The organism is Janthinobacterium sp. GL_088 (genome assembly GCF_057837845.1).
Window position 1 is genome coordinate 510807 of the sequence record NZ_CM174453.1, and the last position, 20894, is coordinate 531700.

Genomic DNA, 20894 nt, shown 5'->3' on the forward strand with positions numbered 1-20894 from the left:
CCATCCAGTGATACGGAAATCGGTATCGCAAGCGAAAAAGAATTGATTGGATGGCTATGTTGCTTTCTCCTACCATGGGTTCATAAAAAACCGCCCATCCGGCATCCGGCTGTGATGGTATTCCAAAAAAAACTGGAGACAAGAATGAAATTGACACGCCGCACACTCCTCGCCAGCGCCATGCTGCTCGCACTGTCCGCTACTTCTTCCGCTTTCGCCGCCAAGCCCCTCGTCATGGGCTTTTCGCAGGTAGGCGCCGAGAGCGAATGGCGCACCGCCAATACCGTCTCCATCAAGGATGCGGCCAAGAAAGACGGCGTCACCCTGAAATTTGCCGATGCGCAGCAAAAGCAGGAAAACCAGGTCAAGGCGCTGCGTTCGTTCATCGCGCAAAAAGTCGACGTGATCGCCTTCTCGCCCGTCGTTGAATCGGGCTGGGATACCGTCTTGCGTGAAGCCAAGGCTGCCAAGATTCCCGTCATCTTGACGGACCGCGCCGTCAATGTGGCCGATAAATCGCTGTACGTGACCTTCATCGGTTCCGACTTCGTGGAAGAGGGCCGCCGCGCCGGCCAATGGCTGCTCGAGCACGCCAAGAAAACCCCGGACGCCACCCTGAACATCGTCGAGCTGCAAGGCACGGTCGGCTCCGCACCGGCCATCGACCGCAAGGCCGGTTTCCTGGAAGTCATCGGCAAGAATCCGAAGATGAAGATCATCCGTTCGCAAACGGGCGACTTTACGCGCGCCAAGGGCAAGGAAGTGATGGAAGCGTTCCTGAAGGCCGAGGGCAAGAAGATCAACGTGCTGTATGCGCACAATGACGACATGGCCATCGGCGCCATCCAGGCCATCGAAGAAGCGGGCATGAAACCGGGCAAGGACATCATCATCATCTCGATCGATGGCGTGAAAGGCGCATTCGAGGCCATGATCGCCGGCAAGCTGAATGTCACCGTGGAATGCAGCCCGCTACTGGGCCCGCAACTGATGTCCATCGCCCGCGATGTGGTGGCCGGCAAACCCGTGCCGGCGCGCATCACGACGGTGGAAGGCGTGTTCCCTGCCGAGGTGGCAGCCAAGGAATTCCCGAACCGTAAGTACTAAGCTTGCCGCATGATGAATACGCAAGCGCAACACAACGCCGCGCCAGCTCCCTTGCTGGAGTTGCGCGGCATCAGCAAGTCTTTTCCCGGCGTCAAAGCCCTCAGCGACGTTGCCCTGCGCCTGTATCCGGGTGAAGTGCACACCCTGATGGGGCAAAACGGCGCCGGGAAATCGACCCTGATCAAGGTGCTGACGGGCGTCTACACGCCCGACAGCGGCCAGATTCTGCTCGACGGCAAGGCCATCGCCCCCGCATCCACCTCGGACGCGCAGTTGCTCGGCATCAGCACCGTGTACCAGGAAGTCAATCTGTGCCCGAACCTGTCAGTGGCGGAAAACATCTTTATCGGCCGCTACCCGCGCCGCTTCGGGGCGATCGATTGGCGTTCCATGCAGCAGCAGGCGCGTGCCTTGCTGCAGCAATTGCAGATCGATATCGATGTCACGGCGCAATTGTCCAGCTTTCCGCTGGCCATCCAGCAGATGGTGGCCATTTCGCGCGCGCTGAACATTTCGGCCCGCGTGCTGATCCTCGATGAACCCACGTCCAGCCTGGACGAGGCGGAAGTCAATCTGCTGTTTTCCGTGCTGCGCCGCCTGCGCGAGCAGGGCATGGCGATTCTGTTTGTGACCCACTTCCTCGACCAGACCTACGCCATTTCCGACCGCATCACCGTCATGCGCAATGGCGAGCGCGAGGGAGAGTATGCGTGCAGCGAGCTGTCGCGCCTGGCGCTGGTGAACAAGATGATCGGCGTGGCGGCCGACACGCAGGCGCAAGAGCTTGATCTGGCGCAAGACGCGGGCGCCGCCAGCTTTGGCCCGACTGTGCTCGAAGCGCAGGGACTGGGCCGCAAGGGCGCCTTGCTGCCCATGGATTTCCACATCCGACAGGGTGAACTGCTGGGCCTGGCCGGCTTGCTCGGCTCGGGCCGCACGGAACTGGCGCGTTTGCTGTTCGGCGCCGACAAGGCTGACTCCGGTTCCATCACCATGCAAGGCAAGGCACGCCAGTTCAACGTGCCGCGCGATGCGATTGCCCGGGATATCGGCTTTTGCTCGGAAGACCGCAAGCACGAGGGCGCGATTTTGTCGCTGTCCGTGCGCGAAAACATCATATTGGCCTTGCAGGCCCGCACGGGCTTGCTGCGCGCCATTCCGTTCAAACGCCAGCAGGCGCTGGCCGATGAATATGTGAAAGCGCTCGGCATCAAGACGGCCAACATCGAAACGCCGATCGGCAGCCTGTCGGGCGGCAATCAACAAAAGGCCTTGCTGGCGCGCTGGCTGGTGACCTCGCCGGCCATGCTGATTCTCGATGAACCGACGCGCGGCATCGACGTGCGCGCCAAGCAGGAAATCATGAGCTATGTGGGCAAACTCTGCCGCAAGGGCATGGCCATCCTGTTCATCTCGTCCGAATTGCCGGAAGTGCTGCGCTGCAGCGACCGTATTCTGGTCATGCGCGACCGCAAGGCCTGCGGCGACTATGCGCGCGGCGAGCTGGACGACAGCTCCGTGCTGCAAGTGATTGCCGGAGACGCCACATGAGTTTATCCACGCCCTCCAGCGCGCCACTGGCGCGTGCGGCTTCCCTTACGAATGCTTCCATGTTGCAGAATGTCTTGCATCACCCCCTGAGCCGGCCCCTGGCCGCGCTGTTGCTGCTGTTGCTGGTCGATTTCTTTGCCATCCCCGGCTTTTTTCACCTGGAAATTCGCGACGGCCATTTGTACGGCAGCGTGATCGACATCGTCAACCGCGCGGCGCCCTTGATGCTGGCGGCGCTGGGCATGACCCTGGTGATCGCCACGCGCGGCATCGATATTTCCGTGGGTGCCGTCGTGGCCCTGTCCGGCACCGTGGCTGCCATGCTGATCGGCGGCACCATGGTGATGGAGAATGGCGTGCCCACCTATGTGAGCAACATTCCCATGGGCTGGGCGCTGGCGGCGGCCCTGGGCGCGGCCCTGCTGTGCGGCGCCTGGAATGGCGTGCTGGTGGCGGGTCTCGGCTTGCAGCCCATCGTCGCCACCCTGATCTTGATGGTGGCGGGGCGCGGCCTGGCGCAATTGCTGACGGATGGGCAGATCGGCACCGTCTATTATCAGCCGTACTTTTTCATCGGCAGCGGTTACCTGTTCGGCTTGCCGTTCTCCCTGTTTCTCGTCGCTGCCGTGTTTCTCATCACGGCCGTGCTGATGCGGAAAACCGCCTTGGGCCTGTTCATCCAGGCCGTCGGCATCAATCCCGTCGCCGCGCGCCTGGCCGGCATCAAGACGGCCACCCTGATCTTTTTCGTCTACGTCTTTTGTGCCGCCTGCGCGGGCCTGTCCGGGTTGATGATCAGCTCGAACATCAAGAGCGCCGACGCGAACAACGCGGGCCTGATGCTGGAACTCGACGCCATCCTGGCAGTGACCCTGGGCGGCACGTCCCTGGCCGGTGGCAAGTTCAGCCTCGTGGGCAGCATGATCGGCGCCCTCATCATCCAGACCCTGACCTACACGATTTATTCGCTGGGAGTGCCGCCGGAAGTTAACATGGTCGTCAAGTCCGTCGTCGTCTTCCTCGTCTGCCTGTCGCAATCGTCGGAATTCAAGCAATTGCTGCATCGGAGAAAAGCATGAAGGGCTTGCTGCACACCCCGTATTTCACCTCGCTCGTCACGGTCTTGCTGCTGGTGGTGATGCTGGGCCTCGGTGGCGCCGCCTATCCGGGCCTGCTGTCGACGCAAGTGATCTTTAACCTGTTGATCGATAACGCCTTTTTGCTGGTGATCGCCGTCGGCATGACCTTCGTCATCGTGTCCGGCGGCATCGATCTGTCCGTCGGTTCCGTGCTGGCCCTGTCGACCATGATCGCAGCCTGGCTGCTCAACGTGGCGCACTGGCCGCCGCTGCTGGTGATCGTCACCGTGCTGGCGCTGGGTACCGTCTTTGGCGCCAGCATGGGGGCGCTGATCCATTATTTCAAATTGCAGCCGTTCATCGTTACCCTGGCCGGCATGTTTCTGGCGCGGGGACTGTGCTATCTGATCAGCATCAATTCCATCACCATCGATGACCCGCTGTTCGTGGCCATGTCGCAGACTCAGTTGAGCTTTCTGGGTGGCTTCGTCTCGCCGGGCGTGGTGATTGCCGTAGCGACCTTGCTGCTGGCCATCTGGCTGGCGCACGCCACGCCGTTTGGCCGCGCCGTGTATGCGATCGGCGGCAATGAACAGTCGGCCCTGATGATGGGCTTGCCTGTGGGCCGCACCAAGGTGTTCATTTACGCCTTCAGCGGATTTTGTGCGTCCCTGGGTGGCGTGCTGTTTTCGTTTTACATGCTGTCCGGCTATGGCTTGCATGCGCAAGGCACGGAACTGGACGCGATTGCCGCTGTCGTCATCGGCGGGACACTGCTCAGCGGCGGCTACGGCTATGTGGCGGGCGCGCTGTCGGGCGTGCTGGTGCTGGGCACCATCCAGACCCTGATCGCCTTTGACGGCACGCTCAGCTCGTGGTGGACCAAGATCGTCATCGGCGGCCTGCTGTTCGTCTTTTGCGTCGTGCAAAGACTGATGGCCATGGGCCAGAAAAATACCAACGGGAGTTAACCTTTATGTTGAAGCAACACACACTTGCCGCAGCCATCGGCATGGCGGCGGCGCTCGCCTGTGTCACCTTTGGCGCGCAGGCGGCCAACCCCATCGTGAAAAACATCTACACGGGTGATCCGGCCGCGCTGGTCGACAATGGCAGGGTGTATCTGTACGTGGGCCACGATGAAGCGAGCGCCACGGATACGGATTACCGCATGCACGAGTGGCGCGTGTATTCTTCGTGCGACATGGCGAACTGGACGGACCACGGCTCGCCCGTGCGTTACTCGACCTTCGCGTGGGCCGGCAAGGATGCCTGGGCCGGCGACATCGTCAAGCGCGACGGCAAGTACTATTTTTACTCCACCGTTGATCACAAGACCATCGCCGGCAAGGCCATCGGCGTGGCCGTGTCCGACAGCCCGACGGGGCCGTTCGTCGATGCGCGCGGCAGCGCCCTGATCACGAACGACATGACGAAACAGACGGCGATTCCCTGGGACGACATCGACCCGGCCGTCTTCATCGATACGGATGGCCAGGCCTATATTTACTGGGGCAACACGGTCTTGAAATACGCCAAGCTGAAAGCCAATATGACGGAGCTGGACGGCCCGATTTTGACTTTCGGCATGGATGCGTTCACGGAAGCTGCCTACATGCACAAGCATGCGGGTACGTATTATTTGTCGTACTCGCGCAATTTCCCCGAGGAGACGGCGTATTCGACAGGGCCGACACCGACGGGGCCCTGGCATTTCCGCGGCACCATTATGGACAAGAATGCCGTCGTGAAAACTATCCACCAGGCCATCATCGAATTCAACGGCAAGTCCTACATCTTCTATCACAATGACAAGTTGCCCGGCGGTGGAGAATACCGGCGTTCCGTGGCCGTGGAAGAGCTGAAATACAAGCCGGATGGCACCATCGAATTCATCCATCAAACGGCTGGCCCGGCCGCCAACCCGAGCGCCGCCTGCAAGGCATCCTGAGCCATTTCAACAAGTACAAAAAGGAGACACACCGATATCAACAATATCGATATCCATCAGTATCCGATATCGATCATGATATGATTTATTCATGGATACCCTCAACCCCAACTGGTTCTTGCGAGCCCGCCTGAAGACGCGGCAATTGCTGCTGTTGATCGCCCTTGACGAGCAGCGCAACATCCACCGCGCGGCGGAAGAATTGCACATGACGCAGCCGGCCGCGTCCAAGCAAATCAAGGACCTGGAAGAGATGCTGGACGTGCGCCTGTTCGACAGGTTGCCACGCGGCATGGAGCCGACCATCTACGGCGAGACGATGATACGCCACGCGCGCATGGCCCTGACGAGCCTGTCGCTGGCGCATGACGACATCGTCGCGCTCAAATCAGGCCTGACGGGCCAGGTGGAAGTGGGGGTCATCATGACGCCAGCCATGGCCTTGCTGCCGCGCGCGATTGCCCGCATCAAGCAGCAGGCGCCCTTGATGCGCATCGGCGTGCACCTGGAGCACAGCAATACCTTGATGGACATGCTGCAGCACGGCACCCTGGACTTCATGATCGGGCGCATCCTGGAAAAGGAAAGCAGCGCGGGACTCATCTACGAGGAATTGACGGAAGAGCCGGCCAGCGCCGTGGCGCGCAATGGCCATCCGCTGCTGGCGCGCAAGAATCTGCAGTTGAAAGACTTGGCGGGCCAGCCGTGGATCTTGCCGCCGCAAGGCAGCATCCTGCGCCACCGCTTCGACATGATGTTCCGCCGCGCCAGCCTGGAACCGCCCGTCGACGTGGTCGACACGACAGCCTTGCTCCTGATCACGTCCCTGCTGCAGCAGACGGATTCCCTGCACGTGATGCCGACGGAAGTGGCCCATTACTATGAGTCGCTGAACGTGCTGAGCATTTTGCCCATCGAACTGCCGTGCAAGATGGATGCGTTCGGCATCATCCGCCAGCAGGATCATTTGCTGTCGCCGGGCGCGGACATGCTACTCAAGGCTGTACGGGCGACGGCTGCCGACATGTATTGACGGTCACCCAATAAAACGTCCATGGCGTTGTTGCCGTGCCTTGTCGTACATTCGTACTGCCTGCGGCACGGCGCCTAGCCCTGAACATTTTCCTGGGCGCCGTCATCAACTTCGGCGATTTGTACTGCGAACACCTGCGCCGTATGCTCACTCGGGCACTTCAAAGAAAAACAGCTGCACCAGTCTGCCATTCTCCGGCGTGTCGCCAAATACATTGCTGATCGAGTGAAAGTAATGTCCCTTGTACACGATCAGGCGGTTGTGGCGCATCGGCACTTCCAGCAGGGCTTGCCAACTGTCGCGCTGTTCCTGCAAGTCGTTGAATTTCTGCACTTTACTGTTCGGCAGCCAGCGTTTCTGGAAGTCCTTGAAGCTGGCGTAGCCGCCCGCTTTCACGTCTGCCTCGGGCAACCTCCGGTACCAGCCGCTGGGCTGGTGGCGCCAGAACGTGGTGCCGCCCTGGCATTGCTCGGGCGGGTTCAGATACAGCACGCCCGCATAGAAATTGAAATTGTTGCCCGTCTCATTGTCCACGTGGATATCCGTGCGCGCCATCGCGTCCGCATAGCTGAGGCGATACGAACCGTTGTCGGGCGAGATGAAACGGATGGGGCGGCCCAGCGCCGTGGCGATGCGCTCCATGATGGCTTGACTGGGCTGGCCTGCCGTCTGGCTGCCCGGATAGTTTTGTCCCGCATAGCGCTGCTGCTCGAACGGCAACGCCAGCGCCTGCGCGCGCCAGGCGATCGGGTCGGGCAGGAAATCGTCGAGGATGTGCAGGTCCGTTTCGCGCAGGAAATCGTGCAGCGATGGCGCGACGTTGATCGCTGTCAAAGTTTCTACCTGTTCTGCTTGCGGACTGGCGAAGCCGATGCGGCACGTTTGCGTCAGCGCCGGATGCAGCGCCAGGCCTTGCGCGTAGCGTTGCAAGGCCAGTTCCTGCTGTCCCGTGCGGTAGTACAGCTCGGCCAGTCCCTGCAGGGTTTGCCAGCGCTGCGGACGCAGGGCGTGGGCCCGTTCCAGTTCGGCGATGGTCTCCATCAGCCGCTGTTTTCCCAGCAGCAATTCGGCATGGCTGATGGCGAAATCGTGTTCGTGCGGCGCCAGCCGCGCCGCCGTGGCGTAGCTGGCCAGCGCCGCCTCGCTGTCCGTGCCGCGCAGCACATTGCCGAGGTTGTAGTGGAACAGGGCATTGTCGGGCTGCTGCTTGAGCGACAGTTTCAACAAGCCCAGGCCGATGGCGCCCTGGCCCAGTTCCAGCATCGCCAGGCCCTGGAAATGCTGTGCTTCGGCCAGGGCCGGGTTCAGTTTATACGCGGCCTGGTAGGCGTTGATCGCCTCGATCAGCTTGCCCTGCTGCTGCAGCCCTTGCCCGTTTGCCAGATGTTGTTCCGCCAGTGTCTGTTCGCCCATGTCACTATCCCGATGCAATGTGGCGAACAGTGTAACCGAGCCCGTTCTACCGTGCCTGGCTGACGGGAATTTCTTCCCCGTTCAGCTTGATCGCCACCTTGACGATCTGCGCCTTGACCTGGTTGCTGGCCATGTCCGCTTCCTGGGCATAGGCATACACGACGATGGCGAAGTCCTTGTAGCCGCTGCGCGCCGCCTCGATCTTGCGCGCCGCCTCCTGGTCCACTTTCAGCAGCGAATAACCGTCGCCATTCGTGAACGCCAGCTTGTAGTCGCCGTTGTCGTACATGTAGTAATACGTGCCCGCGTCGGCGAACTTGGCGGGGAAGGCGGCCTTGTCCATCGCGTACGGCGACAGCGCGCCCTGGCCATTGATCTGGTAGCGCAGGTAGCGCTTCGCCTTGGCCTCATTGACCTTGGCGTCGATCTGCGGTTTCAGGGCGTCGAGCACTTCCTGCTTGCGGAAGGCGTCGTTGCTGCCCGCATATTCGCGCGAGATGCGCTGCGCCACGGCCGCATAGTCGGGCGGCAGGCCGGACAGGGCGAGGTAGCTGTACATCAACTGGTGGCCGCTGGTGATGTCGACATAGCTGGACGTTGGCGTGGAAGCGTCCGCTTGCGGCAGGCTGGCGGCGGCCGCCTTCACTTGCGCCTTGGCGGCCATGTCGGCGACATTCGCGGCGACGGGGGCGGAGGCGGCTGGTGTGGCGTTATCCGTCTTGCCGCAGGCGGACAGCAGGACGGCGATGGCGAGCAGGGCTGGGAGGGTACGGTTCATGATATTTCCTTGAGTGAATGTGTGAGGTGGCTTAGCCGATGGTTTTACGTTTGTATTCGCCGACGCCGTAAGCGGCCAGGACGATGGCAGACGCCAGCACCAGGTAAAAACCGATGCCAAACGAGAGGCCTTGCCACACTTGCCCCAGCATTTCGCTGGCCATCTGCTCGGCCATGCGGGCCGCGCGGGTGCCCATGATGCCGCCCATGGCGTTACCCGCATCGCTGACGGCGCCCTTGATCTTGATGAACAGCAAGCTGCTGTGGATGACGATGAACAGCAGGGGCGCGCACTTGCCCAGCGCCGCTTTCGGGTGCTTGCTAACCATCGTGGCGCAGCAGGCGCCGATGGCCAGCAGGAAGAAAAATTGTGCCGACGTAAAACCGCCGCCGCCATCGCGGGCAAAGCTTTCCAGGCTGTCGGCGGACAGGCCCAGCAACTGCCAATAGGTACGCGAGACGGAGGCGAACAAACGGATGCCGATGGTGTTGAAGACAAAGGCGCCGGCGAGCAGGACGCCCAGGCTGGCCAGCACCTTGATGCCCAAGGCGGACACGGCCTGGCCCCACAGTTGCTGGCCCTTGTCGCGCGCCAGTTTCGCCGCGCCGGCCATTTCTTCCTGCGCCAGTTGCTGCGTTGCCACGGCGCTGACGGTGGCGAGGCTGCCTGCGTCATCGAAGCGCACGTCGACGACGGCGTTGATGGCGGGCGCCACGTCCGAGCGCCAGTGCGTGGTGACGTCGAAGGCATGTTGAATGCCGGCCACGCTGACGGAACCCTGTCCGCTCGGCTGGTAGGCGAGGATGCGGCCACGTTGGCCGGTGGTTGTTGTTGCTGGGCTGGATGCTTGCATGGGATTTCCCTGGTCACTGTCATGCTGTATTGCATGTACCCACGGATAACGGGGGCAGTTCAGAGAAATCCAAAATTATTTTGAATTATTTTTTTGGCGGCTGCATCATGTCCTTGGCGGCGCCCTGGTAATCCTTCATCAAGCCCATGAAAGCATCCTGCAAATGCCGGGCCGCATCCTGTGGCGGCGCGCCCGTGCGCCGGGCCAGGTCGAATTTATACGCGTGCGCGGCCGTGTAGCCCGCCTGCGAGGCGGCATCCAGCAGCACGCCCGCGCGTTTCAAAGAGGCCGGGTCACCCTTGACCATCAGCAATTCGGCCAGATAGGTCTGCGCAATCGGAAAATCTTTCGCGGCCGCCTTTTCCAGCCACTGCATGCCTGCCTTCGGCTGTTTGATGCCCGCATCGCCGCCGCCGATGCCATAGCCGAGGGCCGTCAGCGCCACCAGGTCTCCGCCGCGCGCGCGCTTTTCCAGTTGCTGGCGGGGAAACGGGCGGGCCGCGATCTGCATGCGGATTTCATAGTTGATGTCTTGCAGCACATTGCCTGGCCACACCTTGGCGCCGGATGCTGCCGGCTTCTCCACCGCCGGGGCAGGCGCGCGCATGCCGCCCTGGCCTTGCGCGCCGGCCAGCACGCCCGGCGCCGGCTGGCTGACGCCCTTGCCGCTGCCCATGTTCAGTACCAGGCGCGCCGACGTTTCGCCAAACGACACGCGCGGTTTTTGCACGTCGTGCGTCATGGCGGCAACCCTGGCCGCCACTTGCGAAAACACGTCGCTCATCGGCAAGCCCGGCGCGTCCAGCGCGTCGAGCAGGGCGCTCGTGTAGGGACTGTTGCGCGAATCGGACGACCAGAAATCGCGCGCCAGGGCGCCCGGTCCCGCCGAATAGGCGATCACCACGCCGCGTGGCGCTTGCGTGTCGGCAAAGCCGTGGCTGGCCGCATTGCCGCCAGGGACCACCACGGCGCCGCCGCGCGTATATTCCTGGCGGCAAGCGTCAAGGATCAGCACGGCGCCGCGCGCGCCCGTGCGCTGCAAATCGCCCGCCAGGCTGGAAACGGACACGCCCTGCGCGGCGATGGCGGCAGCGCTCAGGGCATTCATGTTGGCGCCCAGCGGCAACACATAGTTGGCTTCGCCCGCCTGCGCGCCGTGGCCCGCGTAAAACACGAGGGCGATATCGGCGCCGCGCGCCTGCGTGGAAAACTCGGCCGACGCCTTTTGCAGCTGTTGCGCATTGATGTCCGTGCGCAACAGCACTTCAAAGCCCAGGCGGCGCAGGCGTTCGGCCATGGCGCGTGCATCGTTCACGGGATTCAATAGCGGTTGCGGATAGGCCGCGTTGCCGATCACCAGGGCGATGCGCTTGCCAGGGCCGCTGGCGGCTTGCGTGGCGTTGCTGCTCAGCAAGAACAAGATGGTCAATAACAGGGGAAATATGCGGCGCATCGGTGTCCGGTGGAATTGTCGTGAAAGTAACAAAAGTTAGCGATTTTCACTCTGATATGAGAAAATTGCCTAAATGCATTTTACCTTACTGACAAGTTTCTCTTGTCTGGCCAGCGCACGGTGTGCGTCGCCGCTGGCCAGTGGCGCGTGCCGCCCAACACACGATCGGACCGGCTGTGCAATCGGAACAATTTGAACGGATTCATGCTTTCTGGACCCGCCGCCAACAGCTGACACAAGGCGAACTGGGCGAGTTTTACCAGCGCGTCGTCGCCGCGCTGACCCCATGCCGCCCGCGTGAGGCGGCGTCGCTGGGCGATTCCTTGGCCGACTTGCGCCACCAGTTCTTCATCGAAAAAGTCTTGCACGGCGATAGCGACGCGGCGCCCCACCACATCGGCGCTTTGTTCCTGTACTTCAAGCGCTTCATCATCGACCAGTTGCGCAAGCAGCGCGATGACGAAGATGCCGATGCGCAAGAAGGCTGCGCACTGCGCGCGCCCGACGCCTATGCGGAACCGCTGCGCGACTATCAGCTCACGCCGCAGCAGGTGCGCGAAGCGGCGGACGTTTTCATCACCACCTTGCCCCGTGACTTGATCTTGCTGCTGCGCCATTGCGGCTGCGGCGGCATGCCCGTCAAGGAACTGGCCGAGCAGATTGCTTCCGCGCATTACCACGGCGGCAAGCTGGGCCTCGTGCACAGGCAGAAGGGCGATCCTGCCAGCGCGGGCCGGCAGATCGTCGAGCCGGCCCACCGCGCCACCTTGCTGGGCAGCTGGGTCTTGACCCTGCTCAAGCTGCGCGTGGGCGACACTCTGGCCGAGCGCGACCTGCAGGCGGCGCAAATAGTTTTGGATATTTTGTGCGTGGCCGCGTTATCCCTGCACCTGGACCCCGTGTCCACCCACCCGAACACTGATGAAAGGCCACCGGCATGACTGCATTGACGCCCACACTGGCCATCGTTGCCGCGCGCCTGCCGTCGCCCCCGTCTGCCATCGACATGCTGGATGAGGATGTGGCCGGCGCTACCCCGGACTGGCGTGGCATTGCCGTGCCGGAACACCTGATGGAACGTTTTGCGCGCCGCAGCGACGCCGCGCCGCTGGCCGGGCGGCCCATCGCAGGCGGACAGATTCACCTGCTGGCACGCTGCCCCGGCTTTGGCGCCGTGCTGCTCGACGCCTGGGACAGCACGCGGCAGCGCTGGCGCGGCTGGCTCGTCACGCCGGATACAGCGTATGCGGACGCCTGCGGCCTGGTGGTCGAGCAGCGCGACGCGCCCGCCGACCCCCGTGCCGGCCTGGTGCTGTGCGACATGCCCGTGACCCTGGCCGTGACGGACCTGGGCGCCTGCCTGGGTGTGTTCAGCCAGGAGCGCCTGCAGGCGGCGCGCTGGCTGGAAACGCATGGCCGCGCGAACGGAGCGGGGGTAGCCGCGGAGCCGGGCGTGATCGCCCGCGTGGCCATGCCCGGCGACGATTACGCCTTGACGGGCACACCGCTGTCGAGCGAGCTGGGCAAGGATGGCCGCGTGGCCTACCGGCAATTGCTGCGCCAGGGCTTGCAGCAATTGCAGATCGCCCCGGCCGATGCAGTGGCGCCGATATCGAAGCCTGTGCAGGCAGGCAATGCGAACCGCTGGCTGAAAATCGTCACGGCCGTGGCCGCCAGCGTGATGGTGGTGCAATCGGCGTGGCTGTTCCTGCCGAAAGAGGGCGCCGTTGTTGGCAACGCGGAGTTCCGCAACGGCGGCAGCGGCGTCGAGACGGGCGTGCGCACGCGCGTGCTGTTCCGTGCAGAGGCAACGGAGGCGGAAATCCGCACCTGGCTGCAGCGCGAGCAGCTGGAAATCGTCGCCGGACCGGACACCTTGGGCGCTTTCACCGTGCTGTCGCGCAACCGCCAGAAAGTCTTGCCGCCGCCAGGCCCGGGCAATCCGCTGGCCGTGATCAATCCTTGAATTTTGAAATAAGAGAAAGTTATCCAGCATGACAACGTATAAGAATTTTGCATCCGCGCACTGGCGCAAGCTGGCCATGGGCCTGGCCGCCGGCGTCCTGTTGACGGGCTGCGCCATGACGCCGAACGGCCGTGGCGGCGTGTTGATGGGCCTCGATACGGCCGAGTTGTTCGGCACGCCGATTTCCACCTTCCGCTTGCGCGATGGCACGGAAGGCACCTTGCGCAAGGATACGAAGGGCAAGTATTCGATCAAGCTGTCGCAGGCGTTTCGCGTCGTGCCGTTGGACAAGGCCGTCACGGCCCGCGTGGCGCGCGTGGAAAACGTGGGCGAGCGCACCGTGGTGATCGTCGAAACCCAGGAGCGCGGCTGCGCCTACCGCTATGAAGTGCTGGCTTTCCAGGGTACGGACGTGCTGCAGTGGACGGTCGGCAATTGCAAGGACCGCCCCCGCGTGGAACTGGCGGCGGATGCAAAATCGCTGAATATCGACTTCCCCAACTACAACCGCCTGGCGCGCATGATCTACACGGACAGCCGTTTGCTCAACGCCAGCGTGCCCGTGCCGCCCGGCGTCGATACGCGCGCGCAGCCGTTTGCCGACGACGCCTTGCGCGCCACCGGCCCCGTCATCGCCAACATGCCCGGCAGTGACAGCGGACGCGTGATTCCCGCCGCTCCGGCCGCCGCACCGGCACCGGCCGCGAAACCGGCCACCCGCGCGACCAGCCGGAACCGCCGCCAGGTGGCGCAGGAAGCGCCGGCGCCAGCCCGCACCGTGCAAGGCGCCCCGGCAACGGCGGCTCAGGCCGCACGTGCCGCCGACAGCGCCTCGCGCGTGCCGGCCGCCATGAGTTTCCAGACGGAAGAAATCAAGCCCGTCGTCATTGACTTGAGGAAATAAGATGGCCGCGAGTTTGCGCAGTCTGCAAATCCGGCAGACCTTGATCCTGATCATCTTGACGATTATCTACCTGTGCTTCGAGCTGGGCTTCAATGCCCGCCTGCTCGACGTGGTGGGTGGCAACGTCAAGCCGGAAGACGTGGAAGGGGTGGAATTCTACGGCCGCAGCCTGTCGGGCATCGCCGCCGCGCTGGTGGTGCTGCAACTGATGTGGCGCCGCCGCCTGAAGAACAATGGCAGCGGCCCGGGCTGGACAAAGATCATCGTTTGCTGCGTGGTGACGGCCGGCGTCGTCTTCGGCGTGCTGAAAACCACGGTGAATGTGCTGGTCAATACGCGCGACGCGGAATTTCGCCGCATGGCCTTCAACACCACCTTGCTGCAGCGTTCGCTGGTAGGCGGCAGCTTGCAGCTGCAGGGCCTGGTCGACGATCCCACCCTGTTCGCCAAGCCGGAAGGCAAGTCCTTCCTGGCCCTGTTCCCCTTCCTGGCCGTCTCGGTCGGCCATCTTGACGAGCGCATGGGACCGGCCAAGGAGCAGCTGGTGCGGGCCAACGTGCGCCAGGTGGCAGGCGGCCCGTCCGGCTACTATGACAAATATCAAGAGGCCATGCGCGAGCTGGCCGGCAAGTGGGAATTGTATGCGGGCATCATCCCCGATAGCGATGCCGGCTTGCGCGCCAAGCAACAATCCTCGTGGCAGGAATACGTGAGCAGCCTGTCGCGGCGCGGCTGGCAGCCGCATTCGGTGCCGATGCGGCGCCAGGCGGCGGTCGTCAATAATGTGCGTAAGAAAGTGCCCGTGCCCGCCAACTGGCGTACCGACGACGAGCAGGGCTTCCGCGCCGCCGTCAAGCGCCGTTACACGGCCGAGGCGGCCAGCAAGGGCGTCTCCGTGCGCGGCGAGCGCATCCCGCCGGGCTTGCCGTTTGCCGCCTTTGTCGCGCGCCCCGGCGTGCAGGCGGAATTGCGCGAAGCGTTGAAGTTGCCGGCCAGCGCCACGGTGCAGGCCGCGTATGCGAGTCCGGCCGAGTTCGGGCGCCTGTTCGAGCAGTTCCTCGATCGCCAGACGGCGGAAAAACTGGTGGAATACCGCGCCAGCCGCACGGATTTTGAAGCGGGTGGCAGGTTCTTCCACGAGGGCAAGGAAGCGGCGCGCGCCGCCATCGTACCGCCCGTGGCCCTGTTCTTCTCGCTGCTGGGCGCCATCGGCCACTTTTCCAAATTGCTGTACCTGATCGCTACCGTCGTATTATTGCTACTGGCCATGCGCCGTGGCGAGCAGGCGGGTGCCGATGGGCAGCTGAGCCGGCGTTCCGCCTGGATCGCCACGGGCGTGCTGGCGACGGCCTTTGCAGGCACCTGGGGCATGCTGTCCATCCTCGACAACAACGTCACGCGTAGCGAGCTGTTCCGGCAAATGCTGGACTGGACGCGCCAGGGTGAGCCCGACAGCACGCGCTGGAATCTCGCCGGCAAGGCCATCCTGGCCAATATCACGCACGTCGTGGCGGTGGGGCAGGGCTACAGCTACCCCGTCAACGAAGCGATCCGCATCCACGTTTTGCAGGGAATTCACTATGGCTATCACGCGCAACAAAAATAAGGCGTCCACGCTGGCCTTGCTGCTTTCCATGTTCAGCACGTTTGTACAGGCCGACTGCCTGGGCATGAAGGTGCACGCCCACCGTGGCGCCGGCAATGCGCCGGAAAACTCGCTGAGCGCGCTGCGCAACACGTATTTCGGCACCTGGGACGGCGTCGAGACGGACTTGCAGCTGCTCGGCGACGGCAGCTGGGTGGTGCACCACGATCTGTTGACTGGCAGAGTCGTCGACACGGGCTCGCCCCGCACCGTGAAACAGTTGACGGCCGACGACTGGCGCGCCGCCAGCATGAAGAACCGTGGCGTGGCCACGCCGGAAACGCCGCCGTTCGTCAGCGATGTTGCCGACCTGGCGACGGCTTTCCCGGCGAAAACCCTGAATGCGGAAATCAAGGACGTCGTGGCGTCGTGCGCGCCGATCAACACCCTGGTGGGGCAGTTGCGCGCGAATATCAAGCACGGCAACTGGTTCTTGACGTCAGGCGTGCCGAACAACCTGGCGTGCGCGCGCCGCGCCGACCCGCAGGGTTACCTGGGCCTGCTCGTGTTTGACGCGCGCAATGCGCAGGCGGCCGGCGCCAACCGGGTCAGCCGCTACATCGCGAAAAATGCCCGTCCGCCCAAGCTGGACAAGCCGTGGCTGCAGCGCGTGCAGCAACAGATCGGCATGCCCACGGGCGTGCACGTGGATGCGCGCAGCCTGGACGCCAATCCGAATTTGCTGGCCGATGCAGCCAGCCTGAACATGCCCGTCTTCGTGTACGCCGTCGATGGCGACTCGGCCCTGGCCGCGTCCTTGCTGCGCGCGCAGCAGCGCAGCCACCGCTGGCCCAGCGGCGTCATTCTTGATGGCAATCCCGAGACGTTTTGTGCGATGATGAAGTAAGCACTTTCACTGCGAGACCATGCCATGACCATGCCAAACACCGACCCCGCCGCCGCGCTTGCCCGTAGCGCCATTGGCGCCATGTTCTTTTCCGTGTTTGGCGGCCTGTGGGTGGCCGCCTGGTGCGTGCAGACGTATGGCGCGCAATCCGCGGCGCTGCTGCCGATTGCCGGCATCACCGTCTTGCTGTTCATGCTGGCGTGGCGCCAGTTTCGCCGCCACCGCGCCGCGCATGCTGCGGCGGAACAATCGCCGCAGGCCAGGCGCGTGGGCAGGCTGTTCAATATCGTGAATGCGGGGCAATGGATCGCCATCTTCATCGTCGGTAACGTCCTGAAAAACATGGGACTGCAGGCGTGGTTCATTCCCGCCGTCATCTTGATCGTGGGCTTGCATTTCTTTCCGCTGGCCTGGCTGTTCAAGGCGCGCCGCCACCTGGCCATCGGCATGGCCCTGTGCGTATGGGCCATCGGCTATCCGCTCACCGTGCGCCACGGCCCCATCCATCCCATCGGTTGCCTCGGTGCCGGCCTGATCCTGTGGGTGGCGGCCCTGTCCGCCGTGCGCGCCGGTTTTGCCGTGCAGCAGAGCGCCTTGCAGCCCCAGAAATAGCTTTTCCGAAGGCCTGCGCAGGGCCGCTTTTTACACAGTTTTTGCGCATCGCAGCATCGATAATGTTTGCATCGTGCGCGCGACTGGCATATAAATGTAATCGATTACATTTATATGAAAAGCGCCATGCCAGCAGCCGTCCCATCCCCTTTGCCGACAGAAACCGTCTCCATCAGCGCCGTTGCCGCGCATGCGGGCGTGTCGGTGGCCACCGTCTCGCGCGTGATGAACGAGCAGGCGGGAGTGCGGGCGCCCACGCGCGACAAGGTCCTCGCTTCCGTGGCCGCGCTCGGCTACCGCATGAACCACCTGGCGCGCAGCCTGCGCACGGCCGAGAGCCGCATGCTGCTGACCATGGTGCCCGACGTGGGCAACCCCTTCTATGCGCAAATCGTGCGCGGCATCGATACGGTGGCGCGCGAACACGGTTACTTCGTGCTGCTGTGCGACACGGGCGCCGACGCGGGCCGCGAGCGCTCGTACTTCGACTTGCTGCGCATGCACCGCGCCGACGGTGCCATCTGCCTCGACCCGGACACGGTGCAGCACGCCCTGTCACATGAATCCGTCAGCCTGCCGTGGGTGGCCTGCTGCGAATTCGACCCTGCCGTGGCCGTGCCGTATGTCGGCATCGACAACCACCGGGCCGCCTCCGACGCCGTCGCGCATCTGCTGGCGCGTGGCCATACGCGCATCGGCCTGATCAACTCCGATGAACGCTATCTGTACGCACGGCAACGCCAGCAAGGCTACCTGGACACCCTGGCTGCCGCCGGCCTGCCCGTGCAGCCGCAGTGGGTGCACACGGTGCAAAGCCTCGATTACGAAGCGGGCACGGCCGCCACCTTGCGGATGATGGCGGAAGCGGATGCCCCAACGGCCATCTTTGCCGTCTCCGACACCCTGGCCATTGGCGTCTTGAGCGCGCTGCGCCAGCTGAAAAAACGCGTGCCCGAGGACGTGGCCGTCATCGGCTTCGACGATATCGCCATCGCCGCGCAGATCGACCCCGGTCTCACCACGATCGCGCAACCGATGCGCGAGCTGGGCGAGACGGCGGCCCGCTTGTTGCTGCAGCGTTTGGCGGACCCGGCGGCGCAAGTGCCTGGCGTGTTGTTGCAACACCAATTAATTTTGCGAGGGAGTGCATAGTGAGCGTTGCCGTCGGTTTCGAGGGGGTCTGCAAGGATTTCGGCCCCGTGCGCGTCTTGCATGGCGTCAGTTTTACCTTGTCGCCGGGGCGCGTGTATGGCTTGCTGGGTGAAAATGGCGCCGGCAAGTCGACCCTGATGAAAATCCTTGCCGGCTACGAGGCTGTGAGCGAAGGGCAGTTGCTGGTCGATGGCCAACCCCGGCGCTTTGCCAGTTCGCGCGCGGCGGAGTCGGCCGGTATCGTGCTGATCCACCAGGAATTCAACCTGGCCGAGCACCTGACGGTGGCGCAAAACATGTTTTTAGGCCACGAGAAAACGCGCGGCTGGCTGCTCGACGAGGCCGCCATGCGCGAGGAAGCGTCGCGTTACTTGAAACAGGTGGGCCTGGACGTGTCGCCCGATACGACAATCCGCGACCTCATAGTTGCTGAAAAGCAGCTTGTGGAAATCGCCAAGGCCCTGTCGCGCCGCGCCCGCTTCCTGATCATGGACGAGCCGACGGCCACCCTGACGTCGGCGGAAACCCAGCGATTGTTTGCCGTGATGGCGCAGCTGAAAGCGGATGGCGTGACGATTTTATATATCTCGCACAAGCTCGACGAGGTCGAGCGCAACACGGACGAGGTCATCGTCATGCGCGACGGGCGTTTCGTCACGCGCGAGCCGACGGCCAGCTTGACGCGCCAGCAGATGGCGAACCTGATGGTGGGGCGCGAATTGTCGGACATGTTCCCGGCCAAAGTGCCGCTGGCGAAAGACGCTCCTGTGTTGCTGAAAGTGGAGGGTTTGTCTGTGCCCGGCTGGGCTAAGGATCTGTCCTTCGAGGTGCGCGCCGGCGAAGTGCTGGGCTTTGCGGGCCTGGTGGGCGCGGGGCGCACGGAATCGTTCGAGGCCTTGCTGGGCTTGCGTCCGCGCAGCGCGGGTGTGATCGAGATCAATGGCCAGCCCGTGGACATCCGCACGCCGCGTGAAGCCATGCAGCACGGCATGACCTATCTGAGCGAAGACCGCAAGGGCAAGGGCTTGCACGTGAACCTGGGTTTACGGGAAAACCTCACCATGATGACGATGGAGCGCTATGCGCGGCCGTGGCTGGACTTGAAAGCGGAAAAGGGGGCGCTGGCCAAGGCCGTCGAGGATTTCAATATCCGCACGGGCGACCTGGACAGCCGCGCGCGCATGCTGTCTGGCGGCAACCAGCAAAAGCTGGCGCTGGCGAAATACCTGCATTCGGACCCGCGTGTCATCGTGCTTGATGAACCGAGCCGTGGCGTGGACGTGGGCGCCAAGCGCGACATTTATTTCCTGATCCACCGCCTTGCCGCCGAAGGGCGCGCCGTGATCGTGATTTCATCCGAACTGATCGAATTGATAGGCCTGTGCCACCGCGTGGCCGTGATGCGCGCCGGCACCTTGCAAGCCACCCTGTCTGCTGACCACCTGACTGAAGAGGAGTTGATTGCCCATGCAACCGGCACGCACTGACACCACCGTATCCCCTATTGCTCGATTCGGCGCGCGCATCAAGGGCTTTGGCCCCGTGCTGGGACTGTTATCTCTGTGCATCGCGGGCACCTTGCTCAACGGCGACTTCGCCACCCTCGACAACCTGATGAACGTGCTCACGCGCACGGCGTTTATCGGCATCATCGCCGTCGGCATGACCTTTGTCATTATTTCTGGCGGCATCGATTTATCGGTCGGCTCGATGGCGGCCCTGATCGCCGGCTGCATGATTTATTTCATGAATGCGCTGGCGCAAGGCGCGGGCGGCAACCTGGCGCCGATCACCATGCTGGTGCTGGGCATCGCCATGGCGCTGGTATTGGGTGCCGGATTCGGCCTGATGCACGGCTTGCTCATCAGCAAGGGCAATATCGAGCCGTTCATTGTTACCCTGGGCACCTTGGGCATCTTCCGCGCCGTCTTGACCTACCTGGCTGATGGCGGTGCCCTGACGCTGGACGCCACCCTGTCCGAGCTGTACAGCCCCGTGTACTACACGAGCGTTCTGGGCGCGCCGATACCCATCTGGATTTTCCTGTTTGTCGCCGCGGCCGGCGCCATCATTTTGAACCGCACGACCTTTGGCCGCCACGTGCAGGCGATTGGTTCCAACGAGCAAGTGGCGCGCTATGCGGCCATCAATGTCGACAAGGTGAAAATTGCCACCTATATGCTGCTGGGCGTCTGCGTGGGGATCGCCACGGTGCTGTACGTACCGCGCCTGGGCTCGGCTACGCCGACGACGGGCTTGCTGTGGGAACTCGAAGCCATCGCCGCCGTCGTCGTCGGCGGCACGGCCCTGAAGGGCGGAGAGGGGCGCATCGTCGGCACCGTGATCGGCGCCATCCTCTTGTCCGTGATCAGCAATATCCTGAATTTGACCAGCATCATCAGTGTCTACCTGAATGCCGCAGTGCAAGGCGTGGTGATCATTGCCGTCGCCTTCCTGCAGCGAGGCCGCAAATAAAAACACAGCGGCGTTCTGAAAGGGCAGCCAACGGGCGCCCACAACCTTGGAGGAGAGCAGCATGAAGAGCTTTAT

19 protein-coding genes are annotated in these 20894 nt (G+C 63.2%); 15 read left to right on the top strand and 4 right to left on the bottom strand.

Annotated features, from left to right (window positions below; all coding sequences use genetic code 11):
* Nucleotides 1–144: 144 nt before the first annotated feature.
* The 6 genes from AC3IQ7_RS02215 to AC3IQ7_RS02240 all read left to right on the top strand — a co-directional run bounded on the left by AC3IQ7_RS02215 (nt 145) and on the right by AC3IQ7_RS02240 (nt 6721).
* A complete protein-coding gene (locus tag AC3IQ7_RS02215) occupies nt 145–1107 on the top strand; it encodes an ABC transporter substrate-binding protein (RefSeq protein WP_099377799.1) in 963 nt (320 codons plus the stop codon).
* Between the two features lie 9 nt (nt 1108–1116).
* Complete coding sequence (locus AC3IQ7_RS02220; protein WP_489208247.1) at nt 1117–2658, top strand: sugar ABC transporter ATP-binding protein; 1542 nt, start codon at nt 1117–1119, stop codon at nt 2656–2658.
* A complete protein-coding gene (locus AC3IQ7_RS02225) occupies nt 2655–3737 on the top strand; it encodes an ABC transporter permease (RefSeq protein WP_489208248.1) in 1083 nt (360 codons plus the stop codon). The genes AC3IQ7_RS02220 and AC3IQ7_RS02225 overlap by 4 nt, the downstream gene beginning before the upstream one ends.
* On the top strand, nt 3734–4708 hold the full coding sequence (gene yjfF / locus AC3IQ7_RS02230; RefSeq protein ID WP_489208249.1) for a galactofuranose ABC transporter, permease protein YjfF: 975 nt from the start codon (nt 3734–3736) through the stop codon (nt 4706–4708). Before AC3IQ7_RS02225 ends, yjfF begins: the two co-directional genes overlap by 4 nt.
* A gap of 5 nt (nt 4709–4713) precedes the next feature.
* Nucleotides 4714–5688 (top strand): glycoside hydrolase family 43 protein, encoded by a 975-nt coding sequence (locus tag AC3IQ7_RS02235; RefSeq protein WP_099377803.1) that lies wholly within the window; start codon nt 4714–4716, stop codon nt 5686–5688.
* A 91-nt stretch (nt 5689–5779) separates the two neighbouring features.
* Nucleotides 5780–6721, top strand: coding sequence for a LysR family transcriptional regulator (locus AC3IQ7_RS02240; protein ID WP_099377804.1), 942 nt, complete (start codon nt 5780–5782; stop codon nt 6719–6721).
* Between the two features lie 147 nt (nt 6722–6868).
* On the opposite strand, the gene AC3IQ7_RS02245 is transcribed toward AC3IQ7_RS02240, so the two are convergent.
* The 4 genes from AC3IQ7_RS02245 to AC3IQ7_RS02260 all read right to left on the bottom strand — a co-directional run bounded on the left by AC3IQ7_RS02245 (nt 6869) and on the right by AC3IQ7_RS02260 (nt 11218).
* Nucleotides 6869–8134: a DUF6445 family protein gene (locus AC3IQ7_RS02245; protein WP_489208250.1), complete on the bottom strand. Its 1266-nt coding sequence runs from the start codon at nt 8132–8134 to the stop codon at nt 6869–6871.
* A 46-nt stretch (nt 8135–8180) separates the two neighbouring features.
* The gene (locus AC3IQ7_RS02250; protein WP_322426594.1) at nt 8181–8912 is read right to left on the bottom strand and encodes a hypothetical protein; all 732 of its coding nucleotides are present in this window, start codon (nt 8910–8912) and stop codon (nt 8181–8183) included.
* A 31-nt stretch (nt 8913–8943) separates the two neighbouring features.
* Nucleotides 8944–9765, bottom strand: a complete 822-nt coding sequence (locus AC3IQ7_RS02255; RefSeq protein ID WP_099377807.1) for a hypothetical protein — start codon at nt 9763–9765, stop codon at nt 8944–8946.
* A gap of 85 nt (nt 9766–9850) precedes the next feature.
* On the bottom strand, nt 9851–11218 hold the full coding sequence (locus AC3IQ7_RS02260; RefSeq protein WP_099377808.1) for a caspase family protein: 1368 nt from the start codon (nt 11216–11218) through the stop codon (nt 9851–9853).
* 176 nt (nt 11219–11394) lie between these two features.
* Between AC3IQ7_RS02260 and AC3IQ7_RS02265 the strand changes: the two genes are divergently transcribed.
* From AC3IQ7_RS02265 to AC3IQ7_RS02305, 9 genes are all read left to right on the top strand, one after another.
* Nucleotides 11395–12159, top strand: a complete 765-nt coding sequence (locus AC3IQ7_RS02265; RefSeq protein ID WP_489208251.1) for a hypothetical protein — start codon at nt 11395–11397, stop codon at nt 12157–12159.
* Nucleotides 12156–13184 (top strand): hypothetical protein, encoded by a 1029-nt coding sequence (locus AC3IQ7_RS02270; RefSeq protein WP_322426596.1) that lies wholly within the window; start codon nt 12156–12158, stop codon nt 13182–13184. The genes AC3IQ7_RS02265 and AC3IQ7_RS02270 overlap by 4 nt, the downstream gene beginning before the upstream one ends.
* A gap of 28 nt (nt 13185–13212) precedes the next feature.
* Nucleotides 13213–14088 carry a hypothetical protein gene (locus tag AC3IQ7_RS02275; RefSeq protein ID WP_489208253.1) on the top strand — a complete coding sequence of 292 codons (876 nt, stop codon included), beginning with the start codon at nt 13213–13215 and terminating at the stop codon, nt 14086–14088.
* A gap of 1 nt (nt 14089) precedes the next feature.
* Nucleotides 14090–15694 carry a hypothetical protein gene (locus tag AC3IQ7_RS02280; RefSeq protein ID WP_489208254.1) on the top strand — a complete coding sequence of 535 codons (1605 nt, stop codon included), beginning with the start codon at nt 14090–14092 and terminating at the stop codon, nt 15692–15694.
* Complete coding sequence (locus tag AC3IQ7_RS02285; protein ID WP_322426598.1) at nt 15669–16580, top strand: glycerophosphodiester phosphodiesterase; 912 nt, start codon at nt 15669–15671, stop codon at nt 16578–16580. Before AC3IQ7_RS02280 ends, AC3IQ7_RS02285 begins: the two co-directional genes overlap by 26 nt.
* A 24-nt stretch (nt 16581–16604) precedes the next feature.
* On the top strand, nt 16605–17192 hold the full coding sequence (locus AC3IQ7_RS02290; protein WP_099377813.1) for a hypothetical protein: 588 nt from the start codon (nt 16605–16607) through the stop codon (nt 17190–17192).
* 126 nt (nt 17193–17318) lie between these two features.
* Nucleotides 17319–18344: a LacI family DNA-binding transcriptional regulator gene (locus AC3IQ7_RS02295; RefSeq protein WP_233516121.1), complete on the top strand. Its 1026-nt coding sequence runs from the start codon at nt 17319–17321 to the stop codon at nt 18342–18344.
* Nucleotides 18344–19831 (top strand): sugar ABC transporter ATP-binding protein, encoded by a 1488-nt coding sequence (locus AC3IQ7_RS02300; protein WP_489208255.1) that lies wholly within the window; start codon nt 18344–18346, stop codon nt 19829–19831. The genes AC3IQ7_RS02295 and AC3IQ7_RS02300 overlap by 1 nt, the downstream gene beginning before the upstream one ends.
* The gene (locus AC3IQ7_RS02305) at nt 19812–20819 is read left to right on the top strand and encodes an ABC transporter permease (RefSeq protein WP_099377816.1); all 1008 of its coding nucleotides are present in this window, start codon (nt 19812–19814) and stop codon (nt 20817–20819) included. Before AC3IQ7_RS02300 ends, AC3IQ7_RS02305 begins: the two co-directional genes overlap by 20 nt.
* Nucleotides 20820–20894 lie beyond the last annotated feature (75 nt).

What these genes read in the sequence shown, in the direction of transcription:
- AC3IQ7_RS02215 (WP_099377799.1), top strand. Translation starts at nt 145, where the DNA reads ATGAAATTGACACGCCGCACACTCCTCGCCAGCGCCATGCTGCTCGCA.
- AC3IQ7_RS02220 (WP_489208247.1), top strand. Translation starts at nt 1,117, where the DNA reads ATGATGAATACGCAAGCGCAACACAACGCCGCGCCAGCTCCCTTGCTG.
- AC3IQ7_RS02225 (WP_489208248.1), top strand. Translation starts at nt 2,655, where the DNA reads ATGAGTTTATCCACGCCCTCCAGCGCGCCACTGGCGCGTGCGGCTTCC.
- yjfF (WP_489208249.1), top strand. Translation starts at nt 3,734, where the DNA reads ATGAAGGGCTTGCTGCACACCCCGTATTTCACCTCGCTCGTCACGGTC.
- AC3IQ7_RS02235 (WP_099377803.1), top strand. Translation starts at nt 4,714, where the DNA reads ATGTTGAAGCAACACACACTTGCCGCAGCCATCGGCATGGCGGCGGCG.
- AC3IQ7_RS02240 (WP_099377804.1), top strand. Translation starts at nt 5,780, where the DNA reads ATGGATACCCTCAACCCCAACTGGTTCTTGCGAGCCCGCCTGAAGACG.
- AC3IQ7_RS02245 (WP_489208250.1), bottom strand. Translation starts at nt 8,134, where the DNA reads ATGGGCGAACAGACACTGGCGGAACAACATCTGGCAAACGGGCAAGGG.
- AC3IQ7_RS02250 (WP_322426594.1), bottom strand. Translation starts at nt 8,912, where the DNA reads ATGAACCGTACCCTCCCAGCCCTGCTCGCCATCGCCGTCCTGCTGTCC.
- AC3IQ7_RS02255 (WP_099377807.1), bottom strand. Translation starts at nt 9,765, where the DNA reads ATGCAAGCATCCAGCCCAGCAACAACAACCACCGGCCAACGTGGCCGC.
- AC3IQ7_RS02260 (WP_099377808.1), bottom strand. Translation starts at nt 11,218, where the DNA reads ATGCGCCGCATATTTCCCCTGTTATTGACCATCTTGTTCTTGCTGAGC.
- AC3IQ7_RS02270 (WP_322426596.1), top strand. Translation starts at nt 12,156, where the DNA reads ATGACTGCATTGACGCCCACACTGGCCATCGTTGCCGCGCGCCTGCCG.
- AC3IQ7_RS02275 (WP_489208253.1), top strand. Translation starts at nt 13,213, where the DNA reads ATGACAACGTATAAGAATTTTGCATCCGCGCACTGGCGCAAGCTGGCC.
- AC3IQ7_RS02280 (WP_489208254.1), top strand. Translation starts at nt 14,090, where the DNA reads ATGGCCGCGAGTTTGCGCAGTCTGCAAATCCGGCAGACCTTGATCCTG.
- AC3IQ7_RS02285 (WP_322426598.1), top strand. Translation starts at nt 15,669, where the DNA reads ATGGCTATCACGCGCAACAAAAATAAGGCGTCCACGCTGGCCTTGCTG.
- AC3IQ7_RS02290 (WP_099377813.1), top strand. Translation starts at nt 16,605, where the DNA reads ATGACCATGCCAAACACCGACCCCGCCGCCGCGCTTGCCCGTAGCGCC.
- AC3IQ7_RS02295 (WP_233516121.1), top strand. Translation starts at nt 17,319, where the DNA reads ATGCCAGCAGCCGTCCCATCCCCTTTGCCGACAGAAACCGTCTCCATC.
- AC3IQ7_RS02305 (WP_099377816.1), top strand. Translation starts at nt 19,812, where the DNA reads ATGCAACCGGCACGCACTGACACCACCGTATCCCCTATTGCTCGATTC.